Consider the following 21,209-nt stretch of genomic DNA (forward strand, 5'->3'; position numbering starts at 1 on the left):
AGGTCTCGGGGTCCTTGTTCACCGGCTTGACGCCGGTGATGTACTCGGCCTCGGAAGGCGGCGAACTTGACCGCCAGGCTCATGGCGCGTCTCGACGTCGGCGTTCATGCGGAAATCGGTCAGCCCCTGCCGCTCTTCCTCGCCCATGTGTTTGGAGTTGACGACGTTCGCCTCGCCCACGGCGTCGAACCAGGCCTTGGTGCCGACCTTGTGCTTTTCGACCGCCTTGACCGCGTCGCGCAGCTTGTTGTGGTCCTCGATGGCGTCCTCGGTCTCGCCCTCGACCGTGCCGTCCTCGGCGTCATTGGCGCCCTCGCCCTGCTTAAGCAGCTCGGGATAGAAGAACCGCTCCTCGGCCTCGGCGTGCACATCCAGGAACGCCGACAACCTGGACCAGACGGCGCTCAGCGCATCGGTGTCCTTGGGGTCGATCTGTTCGATGATCGCAAACAGCCGACGCTGTTCGGCATGGTCGTCGAGGATCAGCTGGGTGATGTCCATAGGGGGCTCCAGGCGTAACGGTGAAGCCTCGTTACGCCCGGCGCACGGCCCGGTTCCGTGCGAACGACTCGCGCCCTATTTCGGCTGATGTTCCCGCTGCGGCTCGTCGCCAAGAACCGCAGTTGCGGCGGCGATCAAATCGTTCAGCTCGCCGTGCACAATCGCCCAAACGCGGCTTTCCGCGACGTTCTGATAGACGTGCCGGAAGACGTTGCCGGAATCCTCGATCTGCCGCCAACGGATGTTGGGATGGTCCGACTGTTGCGCGCCCCGAAGACGCCGCGCGGCTTCCGATACGATCTCAAGACACCGCGTGACCGCATAGAAGGTCTTGCGATCCGCCGCGAATTCGGCGGCGGTCAGGGTCTCGCAGAAGCTCTGCGCCAAAAGGCAGTTGTCCAGAATTGCACGCCAAGCCAGCCGCTCTTTGCGATCCGGTTCAGAAGGCAAAGATCGCCTCGCGCTCGGCCTCGCGACGCACGGGTTCGATCAGCATCTCGCGATCTGACACATCCGCGCGCCCGGCGAACAAGTCGCCAATGAACTGGGTGATGCCGACATAGTCGTACAGGTTCACCTCAGCTGCCGGGTCGATCTCGACCATGATGTCCAGATCGCTGTCGGGCCGTGCCTCGCCCCGCGCGACCGATCCGAACAGGGCGGCATGCGTGACGCCCTGACGACGCAACTCCCCCTCGTGCTCGCGCAGGACGGCAATGACGGCGGCGCTGTTCATGCCGCCAGTCTAGCGCGAAGACCGCTCCGACGCGAGAGCGCCGAAATCAGCCCGCGTACTTGGCCGCGTCCTCGTCGGAGATTTCCTCGTTCGAATAGACCGCCGAGACGTCGTCCTCGGCGTCCAGCGCGTCCAGCAGCTTGAACAGGGTGCCGACGGCCTCGCCCGTCACCGGCACTTCGGACTGCGGCTTCCAGACGATGGCGGTGGACTTGGGATCGCCCAGCACCTTGGACATGGCCTCGGCGACGTCGTTCAGGTCCTCGAAGGCGGTCCAGATCGTGTGGCCCGGCGCGTCCTCATAGATATCGGGTTTGACCAGGTCGCTCTCGACGTCCTGGGCGCCGGCCTCGATGGCGGCCTCCATGACGGCGTCTTCCGAACCGGCCTCGGCGGCGTAGGTGATCTTGCCCACCTTGTCCCACATGAAGGCGACCGAGTTCATCTCGCTCAGCGCCCCGCCGTTCTTCTTGAAGGCCGCGCCGATGTTGGACGCCGCGCGGTTGCGGTTGTCCGTCAGGGCTTCGACGATGATGCCCACGCCGCCCGGACCCCGGCCCTCGTAGCGGACCTCTTCCATCGTATCGACGTCGCCGCCGGCGGCCTTGTTGATGGCGCGCTGGATCACGTCCTTGGGCAGGCTTTCGGCCTTGGCGTTGTTGACCGCCAGACGCAGGCGCGGGTTCGCCGCCGGATCCGGCAGGCCCGACTTGGCCGCCACGGTGATGTCGCGCGACAGTTTGGAGAACAGCTTGGAGCGCTGCGCATCGGCGCGCCCCTTGCGGTGCATGATGTTCTTGAATTTCGAGTGGCCGGCCATGGGATCGTCTTTGAGCGTTCTGAACCTGAGCCGCGCCTCCTAAACGAAGAGCGGCATCCTGTCACGATACGCCGATCGGGGGCGACAGGGGTGGAACCTGTACCGTTTGGGCGTATTGATCCCGGCAAGACAGACGGAGCGTAAAGTCATGACCGCCGACGACACCATCTATGAAGCCGAGGGCTATATGGACGACGACCTGCGCGAGGCCGACATTGTCGAGTGGTACGAAGCCCGCCCGGTTACCGTCTCCACCGCCGTCGCCACCGGCGCGATCGTCACCGCCTTCACCCTGGGAGCCCTGACCGCCGTCGGCGCCCTGTTCCTGATCGGCCGTCTGGACGACTAAACCGCTGAGCAGGCTGCTCGGTAAATTAGAGCGCCAGGACTTCCACTAGAGGAAGTGTTGACCGTCAGCCGGTTCGTTGCCGGTCTGGCGGCAAATCGGTGAAGGCGAAGCGCAGCCTCCGTCGATCGTCGGAGACTGCGCGAAGGGCCTATTGCCAGATGGTGCCACCGTCGTCGGTGCAGCTGCCGACCAAGATCTTGTCATAGTGGGCCGTCACCTGCCCGTCCGGATATTGCGTCACACCAGCGTAGCCGCTGTAGCAAACGCCTGACCAGCTGCCGACGACAACGGTTTTTGTCGCATCACTGTAGTAGACGTAGTCGTAAAGCGGCTGGGCGAACGCCACAGCCGGAGCCGCCGCCGAGAACACGCCCGCAAAGACGACGGCGCCGACGATAAAGGCGGACTTGAGGTGCTTAGTAGTCACTTCAGAACTCCCTCTTTTCGTTCAAAAGCTGAACAACTTGGAGTTTATAAGATGAATCGTTCTAAGGGATATCAATTGTGATCGCATGATGCGGAGCGCGGGGATCATTAGGCTTCCCAACCCGCTAACCCGCCGTCATCACCATGTGAGCGATCGCGCGGTCTTCACACGCTCAGGCGCAAGGCCAGGGCCGCCAGGGCGACGCCCAGGACCGGCAGGGTGAGCACCACGCCCACCTTGAAATAATAGCCCCACCCGATCTTCACGCCCTTTCGCGCCAGGACGTGCAGCCACAGCAATGTGGCCAATGAACCGATGGGCGTCATCTTCGGCCCCAGGTCGCTGCCGATGACATTGGCGTAGATCATCGCCTCTTTCGCTGCGCCGGTCGCGCCCGAGGCGTCGATGGACAGGGCGCCGATCAGGACCGTCGGCATATTGTTGGCGATGGCCGACAGGAAGGCGGTCAGGAACCCGGTTCCGAAGGCCGCGCCCCAGACCCCGCCTTGCGAGCATCCGTCCAGCAGGCCCGCGATCTGGCGTGTCAGACCGGCGTTGCCCAGCCCATAGACGACCAGATACATTCCAAGTGAGAAGATCACGACCTGCCACGGCGCTTCGCGCAGCACCTTCGTCGTGCTGATGACCGCGCCGCGCCCCGCCACGAACAGCAGGACGACCGCCCCCGTCGCGGCGACGGCGGACACCGGCACCCCTCGCGGCTCCAGCACGAAGAAGCCGACCAGCAGAAACGCCAGGATGATCCAGGCCCAGAGGAAGGTCGCCCGGTCCTTGATCGCGCTGGACGGCGCGGCTAACCGCTCGATGTCATAGGCCTTGGGAATGTCGCGCCCGAACACCACGAACAGCACCATCAGCGTCGCCGCGATGCTCGCCAGGTTCACCGGCGCCATGACCGCCGCATAGCGGTCGAAGCCGATATCGAAGAAGTCGGCCGAGACGATGTTGACCAGGTTGGACACCACCAGCGGCAGGCTGGCCGCATCCGCGATGAAGCCCGCCGCCATGACGAAGGCCAGCGTCGCCTTGGGGCCATAGCCGAGCGCCAGCAGCATGGCGATGACGATGGGCGTCAGGATCAGCGCCGCCCCGTCGTTGGCGAAGACCGCCGACACCGCCGCTCCCAGCAGGACGAACAGAACGAACAGCCGGCGCCCATGGCCGCCGCCCCATCGCCCGACATGCAGCGCCGCCCATTCGAAGAAGCCGGCCTCATCCAGCAACAGGCTGATGATTATGATCGCGACGAAGGTCGCCGTGGCGTTCCAGACGATGTCCCAGACCACGGGGATGTCGGCCAGGGTGACGACGCCCAGCAACAGCGCCGCCGCCGCACCGCCCATCGCGCTCCAGCCGATCTGCAGCCCCTTCGGCTGCCAGATCACCAGGGTGATGGTGACCGCGAAGATCAGAAAGGCGACGACCATGGGCGGCTCCATCCCGGTCGAACTACGACCGCAGCGCCCCCCTCTAGCTTGCACGAAACCATATTTCCAGTATCTTGGAATAATGGAATCCGAACCGGCTATTCTCGCGCTGGCCGCCCTGGCGCAATCCACGCGACTAGACGCCTTCCGGTTGCTGGTCCGCCATGCGCCGGATGGGCTGCCGGCCGGAGAGATCGCCGATCGTCTCGCCGTTCCGACCAATACGATGTCGGCGCATCTGGGCGTGCTGTCTCGCGCCGGGCTGATCGCGTCGCAGAGGCGCAGCCGGTCGATCATCTACCGCGCCGATCTGGATCGACTGGGCGAGGTCGTGCTGTTCCTGCTCAAGGACTGCTGCCAGGGCCGCGCCGAGCTTTGCCAACCCCTGCTGGCCGAACTGGCCCCCTGCTGCGACTGAGGCCAATGGACGTCGTCATCTATCACAACCCCGCCTGCGGCACGTCCCGCAATACCCTGGCCCTGATCCGCCACGTCGGGATCGAGCCGCATGTGATCGAGTATCTGAAGACCCCGCCCAGCCGCGCGCTGGTGGCCCAACTGGTCGAACGGATGGGTGGATCGGTGCGCGATATCCTGCGCGAAAAGGGCACGCCCTACGCCGACCTCGGCCTGGACGACGCCGCCCTGTCGGACGACCAGCTGCTGGACGCCATCGCGGCGCACCCGATCCTGATGAATCGCCCCATCGTCGTTTCGCCCCTGGGGGTGAAGCTGTGCCGCCCGTCCGAGACGGTTCTGGACCTGCTGCCTCAAGAGGGACTGAAGCCCTTCACCAAGGAAGACGGCGAGGTCGTCGTCGACGCCGACGGACGCCGTGTGATCGGATGAGCCGCCTTCGCGCCCTGCCTGATCCCGACCATCTGCCGGCGCTCGATCCGGCCTATCTTTCGGATACGCCCGCAAAGGGCCTGGGTCCGGGCGATCCCGCGCCGCGCATCCTGCTGCTCTACGGCTCCCTGCGCGAACGATCCTTCTCGCGCCTGTGCGTCGAGGAGGCGGCGCGGCTGTTGCAGGTCATGGGGTGCGAGACGCGCATCTTCGATCCGTCCGACCTGCCCCTGACCGATCAGGTCGCCGGCGACGACCATCCGGCCGTCCACGCCCTGCGCGAGCACGCCATGTGGTCCGAAGGCATGGTCTGGTGCAGCCCGGAACGCCATGGCCAGATCTCGGCGATCATGAAGCTTCAGATCGACCACCTGCCGCTGAACATGGGCGGGATGCGACCGACGCAGGGGCGCACCCTGGCGGTGATGCAGGTCTCGGGCGGTTCCCAAAGCTTCAACGCCGTCAACACCCTGCGCCTGCTCGGCCGCTGGATGCGGATGATCACCATTCCCAACCAGTCCAGCGTCGCCAAGGCCTTCATGGAGTTCGACGACGCAGGCCGCATGAAGCCGTCGGCCTATTACGACCGGATCGTCGACGTGATGGAGGAACTGGTGCGATTCACGGTCCTCACCCGGCCCCATGCCGCGCAGCTCGTGGATCGCTACTCCGAGCGAAAGGCGCAAGGTGCGGCGATCGATCCGTCCAAGGACCTGTCCGCCATCGCCGTCAGGCCCTAGCCCTCACCCCGCGCGAAGGTTCTCCACCACGCTTCTCAGTCGCGCCGGCAGCGGCTTGGGCCGGCGGGTTTCGGCGTCGACATAGACGTGGACGAAATGGCCGATGGCGGCAGGGACGTCGACGCTGCGCTTGAAGACCGCAAAACCGTAGGTGACGCTGGAGGTGCCGATCGCATCGACCTTGATGCCGACCTCGATCACATCGGGAAACTTCAGCGACGAGGTGTAGCGACAGCCCGAATCCACCACCAGGCCGATCGATTCCGTCAGCGCATTGGCGATCAGCAGATGGGCGTTCACCGCCGAGTCGACGAACTCGTAGAATTTGGCGTTGTTGATATGGCCGTACTGGTCGTTGTCGGCCCAGCGGGTGGAGACCATGTGGAAGGCCTTGTAGGTCGCCCGTTGCGCCAGCGCGCCCTCGTCTCGTTTCGGCATCGTCGTCTCCCTCGGCGACGCGAACCGTCGCTCTCGATCCCGACGCTCTAGCTTGGACGACGTTAGGTCAAGCGCCTATCGGTAGGTCGTTGATGACGAAGGCTTGAAGCATGATCCTCACGACCCGCGCCGCCGTCCTGTCTGATATGGGCGCCGCCCGCCCCTACGCCGACAGCCGCCCCCTGTCGGTCCAGGCCGTCACGCTGGACCCGCCCGGCCCCGGCGAGGTGCTGGTCGCGATCAAGGCGGCGGGCCTGTGCCACTCGGACCTGTCGGTCATCAACGGCGACCGTCCCCGCCCCCTGCCCATGGCCCTGGGGCACGAGGCGGCGGGCGTGGTCGAGGCGCTGGGGGACGGCGTCACCGATCTCGTCGTCGGCGATCACGTCGTCATGGTCTTCATGCCGTCCTGCGGCCATTGCAATCCGTGCGCCGGCGGCCGTCCCGCCCTGTGCGAGCCTGGCGCCGCCGCCAACGGCCGGGGCGAACTGTTGTCCGGCGCCCGCCGCATTTTCCGCGAGGGCGAGCCGGTCAACCACCACCTCGGCTGCTCCGCCTTCGCCGAGCGGGCCGTCGTCTCGCGCCGCTCCCTGGTCAAGATCGACCCGGCCCTGTCGTTCGAGGAGGCGGCCCTGTTCGGCTGCGCCGTCCTGACCGGCGTCGGCGCCGTGGTGAACACCGCTGGCGTCAAGGCGGGCCAGAGCGTTGTCGTCATCGGCCTGGGCGGCGTGGGTCTGGCCAGCGTACTGGGCGCCCTGGCCTCGGGCGCCAGCCCCGTCGTCGCCGTCGATCTGTCCGAGGACAAGCTGGCCCTCGCCCGCACCCTCGGCGCGGTCGAAACCGTCAACGCCGCCGACCCCGATGCGGTCGATCAGGTCCGCGCCCTGACGAACGGCGGCGCCGACTTCGCCTTCGAAATGGCCGGCTCGGTCCGGGCGCTGGAGGCGGCGTGGAAGACGACCCGGCGCGGCGGAACCACCGTCACCGCCGGCCTGCCGCCGCCCGATGCGGCCCTTGCCGTCAATGTCGTCTCCCTTGTCGGAGAGGAGCGCACGCTGAAGGGCTCCTACATCGGCACCTGCGTCCCCAGCCGCGACATCCCCCGCTACGTCGCCCTGTATCGCCAGGGCCGCCTGCCGGTGGATCGCCTGATGAGCGGCGTCATTCCCCTGGATGACATCAACGCCGGCTTCGACCGCCTCCACGCCGGCGAGGTGGTGCGGCTGATCGTGCGACCGTGACGACAGTGTAATCTAGCCGCCCGCTTTCGGCCGCAAATCCGCAGACCAATGTCCGCTCAAGCTTCAGCGGAAATTACCCATGCGCCCGTCTCGCCTGTCCTGCGCCGCCGCGATGTCGGCCATCGCCCTCGCCTTCGCCGTTCCGGCCTTGGCGCAGGAAACCTCGCCTCAAAACAACGCCGAAATGGCCGCCATCTTCGCCGCCGACCAGGCCGTGCGTCAGAATCTGTCGCCCGACTTCTTCAAGGATCGCGCCCGCATGACCGAAATGATCACGGGCGACGCCGCGCGCCGGGTCCAGACCCGCGCCCTGCTGGACGCCGGGGCGCTCCAGACTGGCGAGGACTACCGCGCCGCCGCCTTCGTCTTCCAGCACGGCTCAACGCCCGAAGACTATCTGCTGGCCCATAGCCTGGCCGTCGCCGCCGTCGCCAAGGGCTCGCCCGACGGCGCCTGGATCGCCGCCGCGACGCTGGATCGCTATCTGCAGATGACCGAAAAGCCGCAGATCTACGGCACCCAGACGCGCAAGACCCGCGACGCCCCGGCTACCCTCGATCCCTACGACCGCGCCCTGATCCCCGACAGCCTGCGCGCCGTCTTCGGCGTCCCGCCCCAGGCGGAACAGGACGCGCGTCTCGCGGCCGTCAATGCTCCATGATTTGGCCGGTAACTTGAACGACGCGACACACGCTTAGGATGGCCTTGGCGATCTAAGGTTTGGCGTAGATTTGAAGCGAAGGCTCTGCCTGGTCCATTTCGTCACCTAGCTCGAATGACGGCATTGGCGCGCCAAAGCTCTGTAGCGCCTTGGCGACATTTGTCGCGCGACGGCCTTCAAGAGAGCTTTGCGTCGGTTGCGGCAACCCTCTGACAATCAGGACCACACTGCTGCAATCCAACGCGGCTTGCGCGGGCCAGTCGATGACCTTTGCAAAGAATGGTGAGAGGCTGTCCGCGTTCGGTGTAAATCTGAGCGGAGCAAAGCCTTCAGAACAGATCACGCGTCCGACGGGAGAGCGAGATTTTGGAGCGGATGTCGCGCAGCCGCTGATGCTTAGGATCGCGATTGCAGTCAAAAGCCGATGCATCATGAATTCTAACCCTCCGAAAATAGAGCGCCAGCCCAGATCGGCGCCCTTATCCCACTGACAGCATTTCAGTTAGTTGGTGTCGCGGTCGCAATAACAATCCCACTGGGCCTCGGTGAAAGCTGCACCTTGGTTTGCTTGCACAGCGCCACTAGCGGCAATCATAGGTCACGCAGGCACAGACAATGGCTTCGACGGCGGCGCTGCGTTCTAAGCCCCCCGCACTCTTGACCAATGCCCCACCCGCCACGCCGCGCAGCAGCACCGCCGCCAGAACCGGCCCAACCCCACGTCGACGCATCATCATCGTCGGAAGTCCCCACAAATCCCGAACCCTAGACCTACGCGCCCCCGACCCCGACGCCAACCCCGAAGGCTGTTACTGTGTTACGTTCGAGTATCGCTTTCGCGGGGAGGAGCGGATTGGCGAACGCCTCCCAAATCGTCATTCCGCGGCCTCGTGAAGCGAGGAACCCGGAACCCAGGAACAACGCCCCGCCATCGAAAGCCTCAGGCGTCCAACTCCGCCTCCTGGCTTCTGGGTTCGCCCTTCGGACGCCTCGGACTGACGCCGACGAGGGTGAAGCTCAGGACGCCAGCAGCGCCTCGACCTCATCCCGCTCCGGCGCCGACGGCTGCGCGCCCGGGCGGGTCGCCGCGAACGCCCCGGCGGCGCAGGCGAAGCGCAGCGCCTCGGCCGGGTCCATGCCTTCCAGCAAAGCGACGGTGATGGCGGCGACGAAGGCGTCGCCCGCGCCCGTCGCATCCACCGCCTCGACGGCCGGCGGGGTCGCCCAGGCCATTTCGACGCCGCGCTGATACATGGCCGCGCCTCGGGCGCCCTTGGTGACGACCACCCGTCCCCCGCCCCGGTGCAGGCCGTCGCCATAGAAGGCCGCCTCGGTCTCGTTGACGACGATCAGGTCGGCGCGGCGCAGCAGCAGTTCCGACACCGGCGCGGCGGGCGCCAGATTGGCGCAGACGAAGCCCGTCGCCCGGCCCACCGCCGCCTCGACCGTCTCGATCGGCAGCTCCAGCTGCACGATCAGCGCGCCCTCGATCCGCTGGGGCAGCTGTTCGGGGGTGACCATATGGTTGGCGCCGGCCGCGACCACGATCTGGTTCTCGCCGGTCGGATCGACGGCGATCAGGGCGACGCCCGTCGGGGCCGCCACATCGACCTCCACCCCCGCCAGATCGACGCCCAGGTCCTCCATCAGGGCCAGGGCCTCGCCGGCCATGGCGTCGTTCCCGACCCGCCCGATCAGACAGACCTCGGCGCCCAGTTTCTCGGCCGCCAGCGCCTGATTGGCGCCCTTGCCGCCGGGATGCCGCGCCAGGGTCGCCCCGGTCACCGTCTCGCCCGGCGCCGGCAGTTGGGGCGCGGTGGCGACCAGATCCAGGTTGATCGAGCCGACGACGGTGATCCTCATGCGGCGGCCTCCAGCGCCTGAGCCTTCAGCTTGGCGACGATCAGGTCGAACACCCCTTGCGCATCCGCCGCGACCGCCCAGCGATGCCGCGCCGTCGCCGGATCGATCCGGAACTCGACCGCCGTATGGCCGCGCGTCAGGTCCGAACCCGTCTCCACCTCGATCCGGCAGGGCTTGGTCTCGAACAGGTCAGGCTGGATCAGCCAGGCGATGGGACACGGGTCATGCAACGGAGCTGCATCCCAGCCCACGATCTCGCGCTCCACCCGCTGCGAGAACCGCAGCGTCGACGCCGCCGCCCGCGCGGCCTCGCTGTCGATGGCCTCTATCGCCGCGATCCGGTCCTCGGTCGCACGCACCTGATGGGTCGCATCCAGGCCGAAGGCGACCACCTGACACCCCGATCCGAACACCACCGCCGCCGCATCCGGATCGGCCCAGATGTTGAACTCGGCCGACGCGGTGACATTGCCGCCTTCCGACCGCGCCCCGCCCATGACGACCACCGGCCCCAGTCGCTCGGCCAGCCGCCGCTCACGCCGCATCGCCAGCGCCAGATTGGTCATCGGCCCCAGGACGGCGATGGCGACCGAACCTTCGGGCCGGCTCATCACCAGATCGACGATGGCGTTGGCGGCCGGCCCGTCGCCGATGATCCCCGTCGGTTCGAACGGCTCCAGATCGCCCAGACCCTCGACGCCGTGAAACGCGCCCGCCCCCGCCGGAGGACGTTTCAGCGGCCGCTCCGCCCCGCCGAACACCGGCACGTCCTCGCGCCCGGCGATCTGGCGGATGATGCGCGCATTGCGTTGGGTCTTGGCGCCGGGGACATTGCCACCGACCGTGGTGACGGCCAGTAGCTCCAGCTCGGGCGCGGCGAAGGCCAGAAACAGCGCCACGGCGTCGTCCACGCCGGGGTCGCAATCGATGATCAGGGACTGAATAGACACCGCCCATGACTAGGCAGGCCGGCCGCGCGGAGCAAGCCGCAACCGCGCCTCACACCCGGCACGCCTCCACGCACGCCTGGGCCAGCACCTCGGCCGAATCCGTCAGGGGTATGGCGGCGTCTTCGGCGCCCAGCAGCAGCGGCACCTCGGTGCAGCCGGCGATCAGCCCATGCGCGCCCGCATCCGCCAGGGCTTGAGCCAGCCGCGACATCCCTGCCCGCGCCGTTTCGCCGACATCGCCGCGCTTGACCCCATAGACCAGGCCCATGAAGGCCTCGCGGTCCGCTCCCTCCAGCAGCACAGTGTCGACCCCGCGCGCCGCCAGCGCCTGCGTGTAAAGCCGCTCGCCCCCCGGCGTAGCCAGCACCCCGATCCGCTTAACTCCAGAGGCCTCCGCCGCGTCCGCCGTCGCCGCGATCATGTCGATGAAGCGCAGACCCTTCGCCTCGCACGCCGCGCGGATCCCGCCCGCCTGGGCGTGGGCGGTGTTGCAGGGCATGGCGATCACCTCGGCCCCCGCCGCCGCCAGCCCCTCGGCCATCTGTCGCAGCACCACCTCGGCCTCGCCCGGCCGCGTGTTGCGATCGGGAACCTGGGGGTTCAGGTCCATCACCACCCGGATGTGATCGGCGTCCCCGTCCGCCGGCGTCAGCGCCTGCACCCGCGCCAGAAACGCCACCGTCGCCGCCGGTCCCATGCCCCCGATGACGCCCAGGATTTTGCTCATGCCTTTGCGCCCTTGCCGTTCGACGGATCACGCTGGGCGAACAGACGCGTCACCTCGGCCATGTTCTCCGTCCCCCATGTGCACAGCGGTACTAGAGCTTGCGCCAGACTGACCCCAAGCGGCGTCAGCCCATAATCTACCCGTGGCGGCACCTCCTTGTAGTCGGTGCGCATGATCAGACCATCGGCTTCCAGCTCCTTCAAATGCTGGATCAGCACCTTGTCGCTGACGTCGCGTATCGCGCGACGCAGCGCGCCGTACCGGGTGGGACCGTCCTGCGCCAAGAAATAGAGGATCAACGGCTTCCACTTGCCGGACACGATCCGAAGTGTGGCGTCCAGCCCGCAGGTGAAGCCCGGCAAGGTCGGTGTGCAAACCGAGGTCGAGGGCGAGGCGGCGCTTTCGAGATCATCGGGTGACATTTTTCGACACTTACCAAATGGTACATACTTGTCGATAGGTGGGCGGATCGTCAGCTCAGTGCAACCTCATTGAAGGAGAGCACATCATGAGCAGACTACACGGCAAGACGGCCGTCATCACGGGCGGCGGGAGCGGCATCGGGCTGGGCGCGGCCAGACGCTTCGTCCAGGAAGGCGCCTTCGTCTACCTCTTCGGACGACGCCAGGCTCAGCTTGAAGCAGCCGTCGCAGAACTGGGCGACAACGCCCGCGCGATCAGCGGCTCGATCACTGACCCCGCCGACCTCGACCGACTCTACGCGACGGTGAAGGCCGAACGTGGCGGCCTCGACATCCTGTTCGCCAATGCAGGAACCGGATCGTTCGCGGCGCTGGGCGAAATCACGCCCGACCATTACGATCAGACCTTCGACGTCAATGTGAAGGGCACGGTCTTCACGGTGCAGAAGGCCCTGCCCCTGATGTCAGCCGGCGGCTCGATCATCCTGACTGGCTCCAGTACCGGCGTGATGGGAACGCCCGCCTTCAGCATCTACAGCGCGACCAAGGCCGCGATCCGCAATCTGGCGCGCACCTGGGCGCTGGACCTCAAGGGGACCGGCATCCGCGTCAACGTCCTGTCGCCCGGACCGACCACGACCGAACTGGCGGCCGAAGTCCTGGGCGAAGAGGGCCTCGCCGCCATCGGCGCTTCCACCGTCCTGGGCCGCATGGGCGACCCGTCGGAAACCGGCGCCGTCGCCGCCTTCCTCGCCTCGTCGGACAGCAGCTTCATGACCGGCGGCGAAGTCTTCGTCGACGGCGGCCTGGCCCAGGTCTGAGCCGACGCATCAGGGCTTCGATCATCGGATCGAAGCCCTGATGCGCCTCGTTCCACAGTTTCCGGGCCGTTCATTTGCTCGCGCGCGCGATCCGATACGGTCCCGCACGCAGCGCCAGCGGCCTCCCCTTCCAGCTCAGTCGCACCGCGCCCTCGTTCACAAGGGCGTCCACCGCAGCATGAACGTCAGGCATCACCTCGCGCCACGCGCCGTCTTCGCCTGCGACCGCCCGCGCGACCTCGCTGGGGCAGACGGTGGCGTTTTCGGACCGGGCGGCCAGAAGCGCCAGGGTCGCCTCGCGCGCGTCCATTACGGACGGCGCCTCTACAGCGCCCCTTCGATCTCGGTCTGATAGCCGAACAGCCCCTGCGCCCCGCCGGTGTGCAGGAACACCACCGTCTCGCCCTTGAACTGCCCCGCCCGCGCCAGGGCGACCAGCCCCTTCATCGCCTTGCCGGAATAGACCGGGTCCAGCACGATCCCGTCCAGACGCGCGGCCAGGGTCAGGGCGTCGATCACTCCCTGGTCGATCAGGCCATAGCCCTCGCCGACATAGTCGCAGTCGGCGACCACCTGCTCTCGTGTCACCCGGCCCGGCTGGCCCAGCAGGGCGGCCGTCTCCTCGGCCAGTTTGAAGACGTTCGCCTCCTGCCTGTCCTTGGGCGCCCGCACCCCGATGCCCAGCACGGGAATGTCCGCCCCCATGACCGCCAGCCCGGCGACCAGACCGGCGTGGGTGCCCGCGCTGCCCGTCGCCGTCACGATGCGGTGGACCTCCAGGTCCATCTCATCGGCCTGGACCACGATCTCGCGCGCGCAATCGACATAGCCCAAAGCCCCGACCGGGTTCGATCCGCCGCCGGGAATGACATAGGGCTTGCCGCCCCGCGCCCGCACCTCGGCCGCCGTCTTCTCCAGCTCGGCGACCATGTCCGTCCCGCCCGGCACGGTGCGCAGGGTCGCGCCGAACAGCCGGTCCAGCAGCACGTTGCCGTTGCCGACATAGTCCGTCGCCCTGGACCCCGTCCGCTCTTCCAGAATGATCTCGCACGCCAGACCATGCGCGGCCGCCGCCGCCGCCGTCTGGCGCACATGGTTGGACTGCACCGCCCCTTGCGTCACCAGGGTGTCGGCGTCCTCTTCGAACGCCGCGCCCAGCAGGAACTCCAGCTTGCGGGTCTTGTTGCCGCCGCCGGCCAGGCCGGTGCAGTCGTCGCGCTTGATCCACAGATCCAGACACAACTCTTCCGACAGGCGGGGCAGCGGCTCCAGCGGCGTCGGCAGGTGGGCCAGGCGGATGCGGGCGAAACGGGCGAGATGCATGGGACGGTTTCCTGTTCGCCGTCTTGATAGCCCGCGCCCGTGACATTCAGAAGCGCCAGCCCGCGCCCTCGACCTCAGCCCGGCGCGCCGGCCTCGGCCACACGCGTCGGCGCGACGAAGGCGGCGTCGCACAGGGCCTGAGCGAAGGCGTGGGACGTGACCGCCTGCCGGTCCATCAGGGCGTCCAGCACCCCGGCCCCCGCATCCACCGTCACGACCAGCGGATAACGCCCGACCACCTGACCGCCCTGGGCCGGATCGCGCAGTTCGGCGGTCGCCCGCATCCGGTGTTCGGCGCGATCGCCGGCCAGAATGGCCAGGCGCGGCGCCCGGCTCAGCGCCTCGACATGGATGCTCAGGTTCAGCCGATGCCGACCACCGGCGCACAGCCCCATTTCGCTCAGCACCTCATCGTTGAAGGTGTCGGCGAAGTCGTCCTCGGCGTCCAGCCAGCCGGTCGTGGTCGTGACGCTGCCGATCCGCGCCTGTTCGGCCATGGCGGGCGACAGGGCCATCGGCGCGCCGCCGACATCCACCGAGGCGCAGGCCGTCAGTCCCGCGCACGCCAGAACCGCCAAGATGGCGGTCGTCTTGATCTGTTTCATGGTTCCCTCTCCCTAGAGGCACTCACCAAGCGTGACAGAAAATGAACTCCGCCTGAACGCTGTTCGACAAGCGCTTGCAATAACCTTCGCCGTCATCACATGGCCCTCCCACGGTCTGGCTAACGACGGGCCTTTCCGATGCCACGCAACTGGATCACACCTTTGCGGAGGCCGCCTTGCCGATGGGCCCCAGATGGGTCTGGTCGAACGACGCGCCGATCTTGAGCCCATAACCCAGTATCCGGTCGAACCCGACATGAGCGCCCCAGATCAGCGCCAGCGGGGTCAGCGTGGGCGCCAGCCACAACCCGACCAGGCCCAGCACCACCGGACCGACCTCGTTGTGCGCCAGATTGTAGGTCCACGCCCCAACGCGGCCGCCGAACAGATAGCCCCCGAACGACAGGTCGGGCGCCAGAAACGCCGCCGCGAACAACCACCAGGGCGCGCCGATGCGGGCGTACAGCCCCACGCACAGGATCAGGATCGCCAAGCTTTCCAGCCGCAGCCAGTTCCGCATCGGCGGCTTCGTCGTCTGTCCGGTCATGAGGGTCGCTCCCTATGTCTCACTTGTGGGACATAGGGATTTGTCTCATGCATGGGACATGTCAACCGCACCTGCGACGCCCCGTCCCCGCGACCGACCCGGCACCGAGACCGCCATCGTCGAGGCCGCACGCCGACTGCTGCTGCGCGACGGCTGGACCGCTTTGAACGTCCAGGCCCTGGCTGCGGAGGCCGGCGTGGATCGCAAGCTGATCTATCGCTACTTCACCGATCTCGACGGCGTGGTCGAACGGCTGGCGGGCCGGCGCGACGTCTGGCTGGGCCAGGCCCTGGCCGAACAGCCGCCCTCGACCGCAACCACCTATCGCGCCTTCATGCGCGAATCGGTCCTGGCCTATCTGCACGTCCTGCGCACCCAGCCGCTGGTGCTGCGGATGCTGGCCTGGGAGATCGCCCGGGACAGCCCGCTTCTGCGGCGCCTGGAGACGGCCCGATCCCGGGTGATGCAGGATTGGATGGCCGCGCGTCGCCCTCAGATCGCTCTTCCCGCCGAGGGGGACACGGTCGCGCTGAACGTCATCGTTCTGGCGGCGGTTCAGCACCTGGCGCTAGCGGCTGATGCGCGGGGCCGGTTCGCCGGCGTTGAACTGGACGACGAGGGGTGGGCCCGGATCGAGGCCGCGATCGATCGCCTGATGCAGGTCTGGCCGGATTGATCGCCGTGGCGGAGGACGTCGGGAGCCAAAGCCGGCGTCCAAGCGTTGCCGCAGCATGACCGCCGCCGCGCCGCTCTTTGATCTGCAACGCGAGCGCGCCTATGTCCGCGATCTGGGGCGTGCCTTCGCCGGCGCCCTGGTGTTCAACATCCCGCTGTTGATGACGATGGAGATGTGGGCGCAGGGCGTAATCATGGACCGCTGGCGACTGTTGACCTTCATCGTCGCCGGCCTGCCGCTGCTGTACGGCCTGGCCTATTACGCCGACTTCTCGAAGCGTCGCGGGCCGGTCAACGATGCGCTGGACACCGCCGTGGCCCTGGCCGTCGGCTTCATCACCGCCTCGGTGCTGCTGATCCTGTTCGGCGTCGTCGAATGGGACGCGCCGCCGCGCGAGGGCCTGGGCATGGTCGCCCTTCAGGCCATTCCCGGCGCCATGGGCGCGCTTCTGGCCCGGCGTCAGCTCAGCGGCGACGGCGGAGGCGACACGGATGAAGATCAGGCCTCCTATTTCGGCGAACTCTTCCTGATGGCGGCCGGCGCCCTGTTCTTCGCCCTGAACGTCGCCCCGACAGAAGAGATGATCCTGATCGCCTACAAGGCGACGCCCGCCCACATCCTGGCCCTGATCGCCGTCTCCATCCTTCTGCTGCACCTGATCGTCTTCAAGGCGGGCTTCGCCGGTCAGGAAGAGGCCGATCATCCGATCAAGGCCTTCCTGCACTTCACCCTGCCCGGCTACGCCATCGCCCTGGCCGTCAGCCTGTTCACCCTGTTCCTGTTCGGCCGCACCGACGGCCACGCCGTCGCCGGCGTGGTCCAGACCATGGTCGTCCTGGGCTTCCCCGCCGCCATCGGCGCCGCCGCCGCCCGTCTGTTGGTCTGACCCCATGCCCACGAAGAAGAAGCCCGCCGCATCGACCCGCCCTCTGTTGCAATGGGGCATGGCCTTGCTCGGCGCCGTCATCACCCTGACCGCCATCGGCATCGTGGTGTGGGAGGCGCTCCAGCCCACGGCCCCGCCCGCGCTCAGCGCCCGCATCGTCGCCGTGGACGTCACCGCCGCAGGCCAGGTCGCGACCGTCCGGGTCCAGAACGACGGCGACGACACCGCCGCCGCCGTGGATATCGAAGGGGTTCTGGGCGACCAGACCGCGACCGCTAGCCTGGACTATGTCCCCGGCCACGGCCACGCCAAGGCCTACCTCCGCTTCGACGCCGATCCGCGTGCGGCGGCCGTCTCGGTCAAGGGCTGGTCGGCGCCCTGAGCCTGGGTTATGGTGGCGACGTTCTCCGGGGGGTCGCAATCGAGCGGCTGAGATAGAGGTTTCTCCTCTGACCCGTCGAACCTGATCCGGGTCATGCCGGCGAAGGGATGAGTAACGCTATCGGTCCTGACGTCACAGGACCCTCGCGCCCGACGTCGGCGGACCTCAAACCGTTTGAGGCCGCCATGAACATCCAAGTCACCCCGCCCGCCCTGCCCGAAGAGCCGAACATCGACCTCGCCCTCAAGGACGCGCGCGAACAGGTGATGAAGGAGACGGGGACCATCCCGACCGGCGAGCGTGCCGGATCGAGGAAGGTCTATGTCGCGGGCGAACTCTATCCCGACATCCGCGTCCCCTTCCGCGAGGTCGCCGTCCACCCCTCGGCCAACGAGCCGCCGGTGACCATCTATGATTCATCGGGCCCCTACACCGACCCGACCGTGACCATCGACATCAAGCGCGGCCTGCCCCGCGTCAAGTCCAGCTGGCAGCTGGACCGCGGCGACATCGCGCCCGTCGCGAACCCGCGCGAGGTCAAGCCCGAGGACAACGGCCATGCGTCGGGCCGTCATCTGGCCCCGCGCTTCGACACCTCCCACCACCGCGTCTTCAAGGGCGTCGAGGGCCGCCCGGTCACCCAATACGAATACGCCCAAGCCGGGATCATCACGCCCGAGATGGAATATGTCGCCATCCGCGAGAACCTGCGCCGCGAGCAGAACAGCCCCTGCATCCGCGACGGCGAGGACTTCGGCGCCGCCATCCCCGACTTCGTGACGCCCGAGTTCGTGCGGCAAGAGATCGCGCGCGGCCGCGCCATCATCCCGCACAACATCAACCACCCCGAGGTCGAGCCGATGATCATCGGCCGCAACTTCCTGGTGAAGATCAACGCCAACATCGGCAACTCGGCGGTCCTCAGCAGCGTGGACGACGAGGTGGACAAGCTGGTCTGGGCCACCCGCTGGGGCGCCGACAACGTCATGGACCTGTCGACCGGCCGCAACATCCACAACATCCGCGACTGGATCATCCGCAACAGTTCCGTCCCCATCGGCACCGTGCCCATCTATCAGGCGCTGGAGAAGGTGAACGGCGTCGCCGAGGACCTGACCTGGGAGGTGTTCCGCGACACCCTGATCGAACAGGCGGAACAGGGCGTGGACTATTTCACCATCCACGCGGGCGTGCGCCTGCCCTTCGTGCCGATGACGGCCAAGCGGGTGACGGGCATCGTCTCGCGCGGCGGCTCCATCATGGCCAAATGGTGCCTGGCCCACCACAAGGAGAGCTTCCTCTACGAGCATTTCGAGGACATCTGCGACATCATGCGCGCCTATGATGTCAGCTTCAGCCTGGGCGACGGCCTGCGGCCCGGCTCCATCGCCGACGCCAATGACGAGGCCCAGTTCGCCGAGCTGCGCACCTTAGGGCAACTGACCAAGATCGCCTGGGCCAAGGGCTGCCAGGTCATGATCGAGGGCCCCGGCCACGTGCCGATGCACAAGATCAAACAGAATATGGACGAGCAGCTGAAGCACTGCCACGAGGCGCCCTTCTATACGCTCGGGCCCCTGACCACCGACATCGCGCCGGGCTATGACCACATCACCTCCGCGATCGGCGCGGCCATGATCGGCTGGTTCGGCACGGCCATGCTCTGTTACGTCACGCCCAAGGAGCACCTGGGCCTGCCGGATCGTCAGGACGTCAAGGACGGCGTCATCACCTACAAGATCGCCGCCCACGCCGCCGACCTGGCCAAGGGCCACCCCGCCGCCCGCCTGCACGACGACGCCCTGTCACGCGCCCGGTTCGAGTTCCGCTGGGAGGATCAGTTCAACCTGGGCCTCGACCCCGAAACCGCCCGCAAATACCACGACGCCACCCTGCCCAAGGAGGCCCACAAGACCGCCCACTTCTGCTCCATGTGCGGCCCCAAGTTCTGCTCGATGAAGATCAGCCAGGACATCCGCGACGCCGCCGCCGCCCAGAACGACGCCGGCGCCTCCCTGTCGGAAGCCGAAGCCGGCATGGCGGAGATGAGCGCGAAGTTCAGGGCTGGGGGTGGGGTGGTGGAGGTGAAGGTTCCATCTTGAAATGCGACGCTGCGCCACTATTTTCGCGTCACCATTCTCCTTCGGGGGTCGGGGTGGGTTCGAATCCCACGGTCGTGCTCATTCTCATCGTCCTTCTGACAATCTTCCGGTTCGCCGGACAGCAAATCAAGGAGGCCGTAATGGAAAAAAAGCTTAGGAACTCGAAATCCGAAGTCTGCAAGGCAAAGCGTCGTAAAGTAAAAGTAGCTGCGATCATCAACCACATCTTCGAGACAACGTGGGCGGTGGGAGCGAGTGTTACCGCGGCGATGGCTATCTCCACCTCGATCCATCAGAGGGCACCGCAAGGTGCCCTCTTTTGTTTGGATCAACTGGAAGCCCTTGTTCGCTTTAGAGCATAGCCAGTTGCTGGGGGCGCGCGCTCGATTCCCCGCGTTTGCCGGTGTTGATCTCCGAGACACGACCTTGGTTCAGGCCGTAATCAGCCGCGATGTGGTGCTGATACTCGCCCTGCCGGAGTCGGGCCTTAATGTCGGCGATATCCTGCGCCGTCAGCTGTTTAGCGGTGGCCATTGATGCCATCTCCACAAAAGTTCTAGCCGAAATGGCGACTTCGTGAGATGTCTCTCGCGAAGTCGCCGTCGAGGTGGCTCACCATGGGCCGTCGCTATTCTTTTGCAGGGATCGGCGACGGCCCTTTTCGTTACGGCTGTCTCAGCGGGCAAGCGGGCGCCGGACAGCTAACATCCTCCTGATCATAACCCGGTCCCTTTCTTAGTCATTGGCCAACGCCAAGATTACGTTGGCTACCCGTTGCGCCTCAGCACGGCTGAGATCGAACGGAATTCCATGGATCTGAACAACAAGATCAGACCGGATCGGGATCGGGATAACGCCCGCTGAGGGAGGAGGCGTCACAGTCGCGACCGGCTGAGGCGCTCCCGATGAGGATGAGGGCGACGGCTTTGTCGCCTCGCGCTTCCCATTCTCTTGTTTGGGCTTCTGTCGTGCCTGATTGTTTGGTCGATAGGAAATTGGGCTTTCTAGATAGGCCCTGAAGTCGTCGAGGGTGCTCAGCAGGCGGCTGCGATAGGTCGCGAGGCTTCCAGGCGTGTATTTCTTGCCTTCCAGATTGTGGAAGCGCGTCATGACATGGTCCACGTCAATCGATGTGACGTCAGTCGCTTCCTCTGGCTCAAGAACAGCTAGGATTTTGCTACTAGCAGCACGCCGAGCTTGGACCGTTGCTTGCGGCATCAGCCCCTTCGCTCCGACATACTCCAAGAATTCAGCTAGGGCCTCGCGAGATCGATTGGCGCTCATGGCGGCACTCCTCCGTTGAGAATCATGTAGCAAGGCGCAGTTCGTCCGTCAAGACGGAAAAATGTCATGACATTTAGTCAAATGGCTTTTGACGAATGTTCAACTGAAACTCTTTGTTTTCCTCGCCGGTTCGAACGAGCCGAAAAGACCCGTTCATCAACCGCTTCCTGCGTCAGCGGGTGGAGGCGTTTCGGTTCGTGAACCCGAACGCGGCCTCCCTCTCCCGTTGGGAGAGGGCTTGAGCGCCTGAGAGCCGTCAGGCGATCAGACTTGCGCGAAAGGGTGAGGGTTGGACCTCGCCGTTGACGCACGACCCTCACCCTTTCGGCTTCGCGCATCGCTGACGCTCTGCGAGCCTCAAGCCCTCTCCCGACGGGAGAGGGACCGCGCTCATTGTCTTTCGTCATCCTC

Annotated in this window: 30 protein-coding genes and 1 riboswitch; of the genes, 12 read left to right on the forward strand and 18 right to left on the reverse strand. The window is 66.4% G+C overall.

The window, feature by feature from the left end; translation table 11 throughout:
• Positions 1-18: 18 nt before the first annotated feature.
• The 4 genes from DT343_RS09035 to DT343_RS09050 form a co-directional block, all read right to left on the reverse strand.
• Positions 19-501, reverse strand: a complete 483-nt coding sequence (locus DT343_RS09035) for a hemerythrin domain-containing protein (protein ID WP_258522550.1) — start codon at positions 499-501, stop codon at positions 19-21.
• A 75-nt stretch (positions 502-576) separates the two neighbouring features.
• Positions 577-951 (reverse strand): HepT-like ribonuclease domain-containing protein, encoded by a 375-nt coding sequence (locus DT343_RS09040; protein WP_112862636.1) that lies wholly within the window; start codon positions 949-951, stop codon positions 577-579.
• On the reverse strand, positions 941-1,237 hold the full coding sequence (locus DT343_RS09045; protein ID WP_017506444.1) for a nucleotidyltransferase family protein: 297 nt from the start codon (positions 1,235-1,237) through the stop codon (positions 941-943). The genes DT343_RS09040 and DT343_RS09045 overlap by 11 nt, the downstream gene beginning before the upstream one ends.
• Positions 1,238-1,283: 46 nt before the next feature.
• Positions 1,284-2,057, reverse strand: a complete 774-nt coding sequence (locus DT343_RS09050; protein WP_112862637.1) for a YebC/PmpR family DNA-binding transcriptional regulator — start codon at positions 2,055-2,057, stop codon at positions 1,284-1,286.
• Positions 2,058-2,205: 148 nt separating this feature from the next.
• Between DT343_RS09050 and DT343_RS09055 the strand changes: the two genes are divergently transcribed.
• Positions 2,206-2,406 (forward strand): hypothetical protein, encoded by a 201-nt coding sequence (locus DT343_RS09055; protein ID WP_112862638.1) that lies wholly within the window; start codon positions 2,206-2,208, stop codon positions 2,404-2,406.
• Between the two features lie 148 nt (positions 2,407-2,554).
• On the opposite strand, the gene DT343_RS09060 is transcribed toward DT343_RS09055, so the two are convergent.
• Both DT343_RS09060 and DT343_RS09065 read right to left on the reverse strand, forming a co-directional pair.
• Entirely contained in the window at positions 2,555-2,833 is a 279-nt protein-coding gene (locus DT343_RS09060) for a hypothetical protein (protein ID WP_017506447.1), read from the reverse strand.
• A 164-nt stretch (positions 2,834-2,997) separates the two neighbouring features.
• Positions 2,998-4,281: an arsenic transporter gene (locus DT343_RS09065; RefSeq protein WP_112862639.1), complete on the reverse strand. Its 1,284-nt coding sequence runs from the start codon at positions 4,279-4,281 to the stop codon at positions 2,998-3,000.
• 82 nt (positions 4,282-4,363) lie between these two features.
• On the opposite strand from DT343_RS09065, the gene DT343_RS09070 reads away from it, so the two are divergent.
• From DT343_RS09070 to arsH, 3 genes are read left to right on the forward strand one after another with little or no spacing between them, the layout of a single operon-like run.
• On the forward strand, positions 4,364-4,699 hold the full coding sequence (locus DT343_RS09070) for an ArsR/SmtB family transcription factor (RefSeq protein ID WP_017506449.1): 336 nt from the start codon (positions 4,364-4,366) through the stop codon (positions 4,697-4,699).
• A gap of 5 nt (positions 4,700-4,704) precedes the next feature.
• Positions 4,705-5,130: an arsenate reductase (glutaredoxin) gene (gene arsC / locus DT343_RS09075; protein ID WP_112862640.1), complete on the forward strand. Its 426-nt coding sequence runs from the start codon at positions 4,705-4,707 to the stop codon at positions 5,128-5,130.
• Positions 5,127-5,870 carry an arsenical resistance protein ArsH gene (gene arsH / locus DT343_RS09080; protein ID WP_112862641.1) on the forward strand — a complete coding sequence of 248 codons (744 nt, stop codon included), beginning with the start codon at positions 5,127-5,129 and terminating at the stop codon, positions 5,868-5,870. Before arsC ends, arsH begins: the two co-directional genes overlap by 4 nt.
• 3 nt (positions 5,871-5,873) lie before the next feature.
• On the opposite strand, the gene DT343_RS09085 is transcribed toward arsH, so the two are convergent.
• The gene (locus tag DT343_RS09085; RefSeq protein ID WP_017506452.1) at positions 5,874-6,308 is read right to left on the reverse strand and encodes an acyl-CoA thioesterase; all 435 of its coding nucleotides are present in this window, start codon (positions 6,306-6,308) and stop codon (positions 5,874-5,876) included.
• 110 nt (positions 6,309-6,418) lie between these two features.
• Between DT343_RS09085 and DT343_RS09090 the strand changes: the two genes are divergently transcribed.
• Both DT343_RS09090 and DT343_RS09095 read left to right on the forward strand, forming a co-directional pair.
• Entirely contained in the window at positions 6,419-7,549 is a 1,131-nt protein-coding gene (locus DT343_RS09090) for a zinc-dependent alcohol dehydrogenase family protein (RefSeq protein ID WP_112862642.1), read from the forward strand.
• Between the two features lie 79 nt (positions 7,550-7,628).
• Positions 7,629-8,210 (forward strand): hypothetical protein, encoded by a 582-nt coding sequence (locus DT343_RS09095; RefSeq protein ID WP_112862643.1) that lies wholly within the window; start codon positions 7,629-7,631, stop codon positions 8,208-8,210.
• A 52-nt stretch (positions 8,211-8,262) separates the two neighbouring features.
• Here the strand turns inward: DT343_RS09095 and DT343_RS17205 are convergent, their stop codons facing one another.
• The 5 genes from DT343_RS17205 to DT343_RS09115 all read right to left on the reverse strand — a co-directional run bounded on the left by DT343_RS17205 (position 8,263) and on the right by DT343_RS09115 (position 12,172).
• Positions 8,263-8,643 carry a hypothetical protein gene (locus DT343_RS17205; RefSeq protein WP_146756729.1) on the reverse strand — a complete coding sequence of 127 codons (381 nt, stop codon included), beginning with the start codon at positions 8,641-8,643 and terminating at the stop codon, positions 8,263-8,265.
• Between the two features lie 584 nt (positions 8,644-9,227).
• Complete coding sequence (locus DT343_RS09100; protein WP_112862644.1) at positions 9,228-10,073, reverse strand: ribokinase; 846 nt, start codon at positions 10,071-10,073, stop codon at positions 9,228-9,230.
• Positions 10,070-11,023 carry a nucleoside hydrolase gene (locus tag DT343_RS09105; protein ID WP_112862645.1) on the reverse strand — a complete coding sequence of 318 codons (954 nt, stop codon included), beginning with the start codon at positions 11,021-11,023 and terminating at the stop codon, positions 10,070-10,072. Before DT343_RS09105 ends, DT343_RS09100 begins: the two co-directional genes overlap by 4 nt.
• A gap of 49 nt (positions 11,024-11,072) precedes the next feature.
• On the reverse strand, positions 11,073-11,750 hold the full coding sequence (locus DT343_RS09110; RefSeq protein ID WP_112862646.1) for an aspartate/glutamate racemase family protein: 678 nt from the start codon (positions 11,748-11,750) through the stop codon (positions 11,073-11,075).
• Complete coding sequence (locus tag DT343_RS09115; protein ID WP_112862647.1) at positions 11,747-12,172, reverse strand: winged helix-turn-helix transcriptional regulator; 426 nt, start codon at positions 12,170-12,172, stop codon at positions 11,747-11,749. The genes DT343_RS09110 and DT343_RS09115 overlap by 4 nt, the downstream gene beginning before the upstream one ends.
• An 86-nt stretch (positions 12,173-12,258) precedes the next feature.
• Between DT343_RS09115 and DT343_RS09120 the strand changes: the two genes are divergently transcribed.
• Positions 12,259-12,993, forward strand: coding sequence for an SDR family NAD(P)-dependent oxidoreductase (locus tag DT343_RS09120; RefSeq protein WP_112862648.1), 735 nt, complete (start codon positions 12,259-12,261; stop codon positions 12,991-12,993).
• A 70-nt stretch (positions 12,994-13,063) separates the two neighbouring features.
• Here the strand turns inward: DT343_RS09120 and DT343_RS09125 are convergent, their stop codons facing one another.
• The 4 genes from DT343_RS09125 to DT343_RS09140 all read right to left on the reverse strand — a co-directional run bounded on the left by DT343_RS09125 (position 13,064) and on the right by DT343_RS09140 (position 15,468).
• A complete protein-coding gene (locus DT343_RS09125) occupies positions 13,064-13,303 on the reverse strand; it encodes a DUF3253 domain-containing protein (RefSeq protein WP_112862649.1) in 240 nt (79 codons plus the stop codon).
• 14 nt (positions 13,304-13,317) lie between these two features.
• Positions 13,318-14,316 carry a D-cysteine desulfhydrase gene (locus DT343_RS09130; protein ID WP_112862650.1) on the reverse strand — a complete coding sequence of 333 codons (999 nt, stop codon included), beginning with the start codon at positions 14,314-14,316 and terminating at the stop codon, positions 13,318-13,320.
• 74 nt (positions 14,317-14,390) lie between these two features.
• Positions 14,391-14,921 carry a hypothetical protein gene (locus DT343_RS09135; protein ID WP_112862651.1) on the reverse strand — a complete coding sequence of 177 codons (531 nt, stop codon included), beginning with the start codon at positions 14,919-14,921 and terminating at the stop codon, positions 14,391-14,393.
• Between the two features lie 154 nt (positions 14,922-15,075).
• Entirely contained in the window at positions 15,076-15,468 is a 393-nt protein-coding gene (locus DT343_RS09140) for a DUF4260 domain-containing protein (RefSeq protein WP_112863769.1), read from the reverse strand.
• Positions 15,469-15,526: 58 nt separating this feature from the next.
• On the opposite strand from DT343_RS09140, the gene DT343_RS09145 reads away from it, so the two are divergent.
• The 5 genes from DT343_RS09145 to DT343_RS17210 all read left to right on the forward strand — a co-directional run bounded on the left by DT343_RS09145 (position 15,527) and on the right by DT343_RS17210 (position 19,876).
• Positions 15,527-16,144: a TetR/AcrR family transcriptional regulator gene (locus DT343_RS09145; protein WP_181669165.1), complete on the forward strand. Its 618-nt coding sequence runs from the start codon at positions 15,527-15,529 to the stop codon at positions 16,142-16,144.
• 55 nt (positions 16,145-16,199) lie between these two features.
• Entirely contained in the window at positions 16,200-17,030 is an 831-nt protein-coding gene (locus DT343_RS09150; RefSeq protein WP_112862653.1) for a TIGR02587 family membrane protein, read from the forward strand.
• A gap of 4 nt (positions 17,031-17,034) precedes the next feature.
• Positions 17,035-17,412 carry a hypothetical protein gene (locus DT343_RS09155; protein ID WP_017506465.1) on the forward strand — a complete coding sequence of 126 codons (378 nt, stop codon included), beginning with the start codon at positions 17,035-17,037 and terminating at the stop codon, positions 17,410-17,412.
• Positions 17,413-17,428: 16 nt separating this feature from the next.
• Positions 17,429-17,538, forward strand: a riboswitch (TPP riboswitch).
• Between the two features lie 140 nt (positions 17,539-17,678).
• On the forward strand, positions 17,679-19,514 hold the full coding sequence (gene thiC, locus DT343_RS09160; protein WP_112863770.1) for a phosphomethylpyrimidine synthase ThiC: 1,836 nt from the start codon (positions 17,679-17,681) through the stop codon (positions 19,512-19,514).
• Between the two features lie 140 nt (positions 19,515-19,654).
• Entirely contained in the window at positions 19,655-19,876 is a 222-nt protein-coding gene (locus DT343_RS17210; RefSeq protein WP_146756730.1) for a hypothetical protein, read from the forward strand.
• Here the strand turns inward: DT343_RS17210 and DT343_RS09170 are convergent.
• Together DT343_RS09170 and DT343_RS17215 are read right to left on the reverse strand one after the other, a co-directional pair.
• Entirely contained in the window at positions 19,866-20,048 is a 183-nt protein-coding gene (locus tag DT343_RS09170) for a hypothetical protein (RefSeq protein ID WP_112862655.1), read from the reverse strand. The genes DT343_RS17210 and DT343_RS09170 overlap by 11 nt on opposite strands.
• Before the next feature lie 201 nt (positions 20,049-20,249).
• Positions 20,250-20,798 (reverse strand): hypothetical protein, encoded by a 549-nt coding sequence (locus tag DT343_RS17215; protein WP_146756731.1) that lies wholly within the window; start codon positions 20,796-20,798, stop codon positions 20,250-20,252.
• Positions 20,799-21,209 lie beyond the last annotated feature (411 nt).

This window comes from Brevundimonas vesicularis, from assembly GCF_900445985.1.
Classification (GTDB): Bacteria; Pseudomonadota; Alphaproteobacteria; order Caulobacterales; family Caulobacteraceae; genus Brevundimonas; species Brevundimonas vesicularis_D.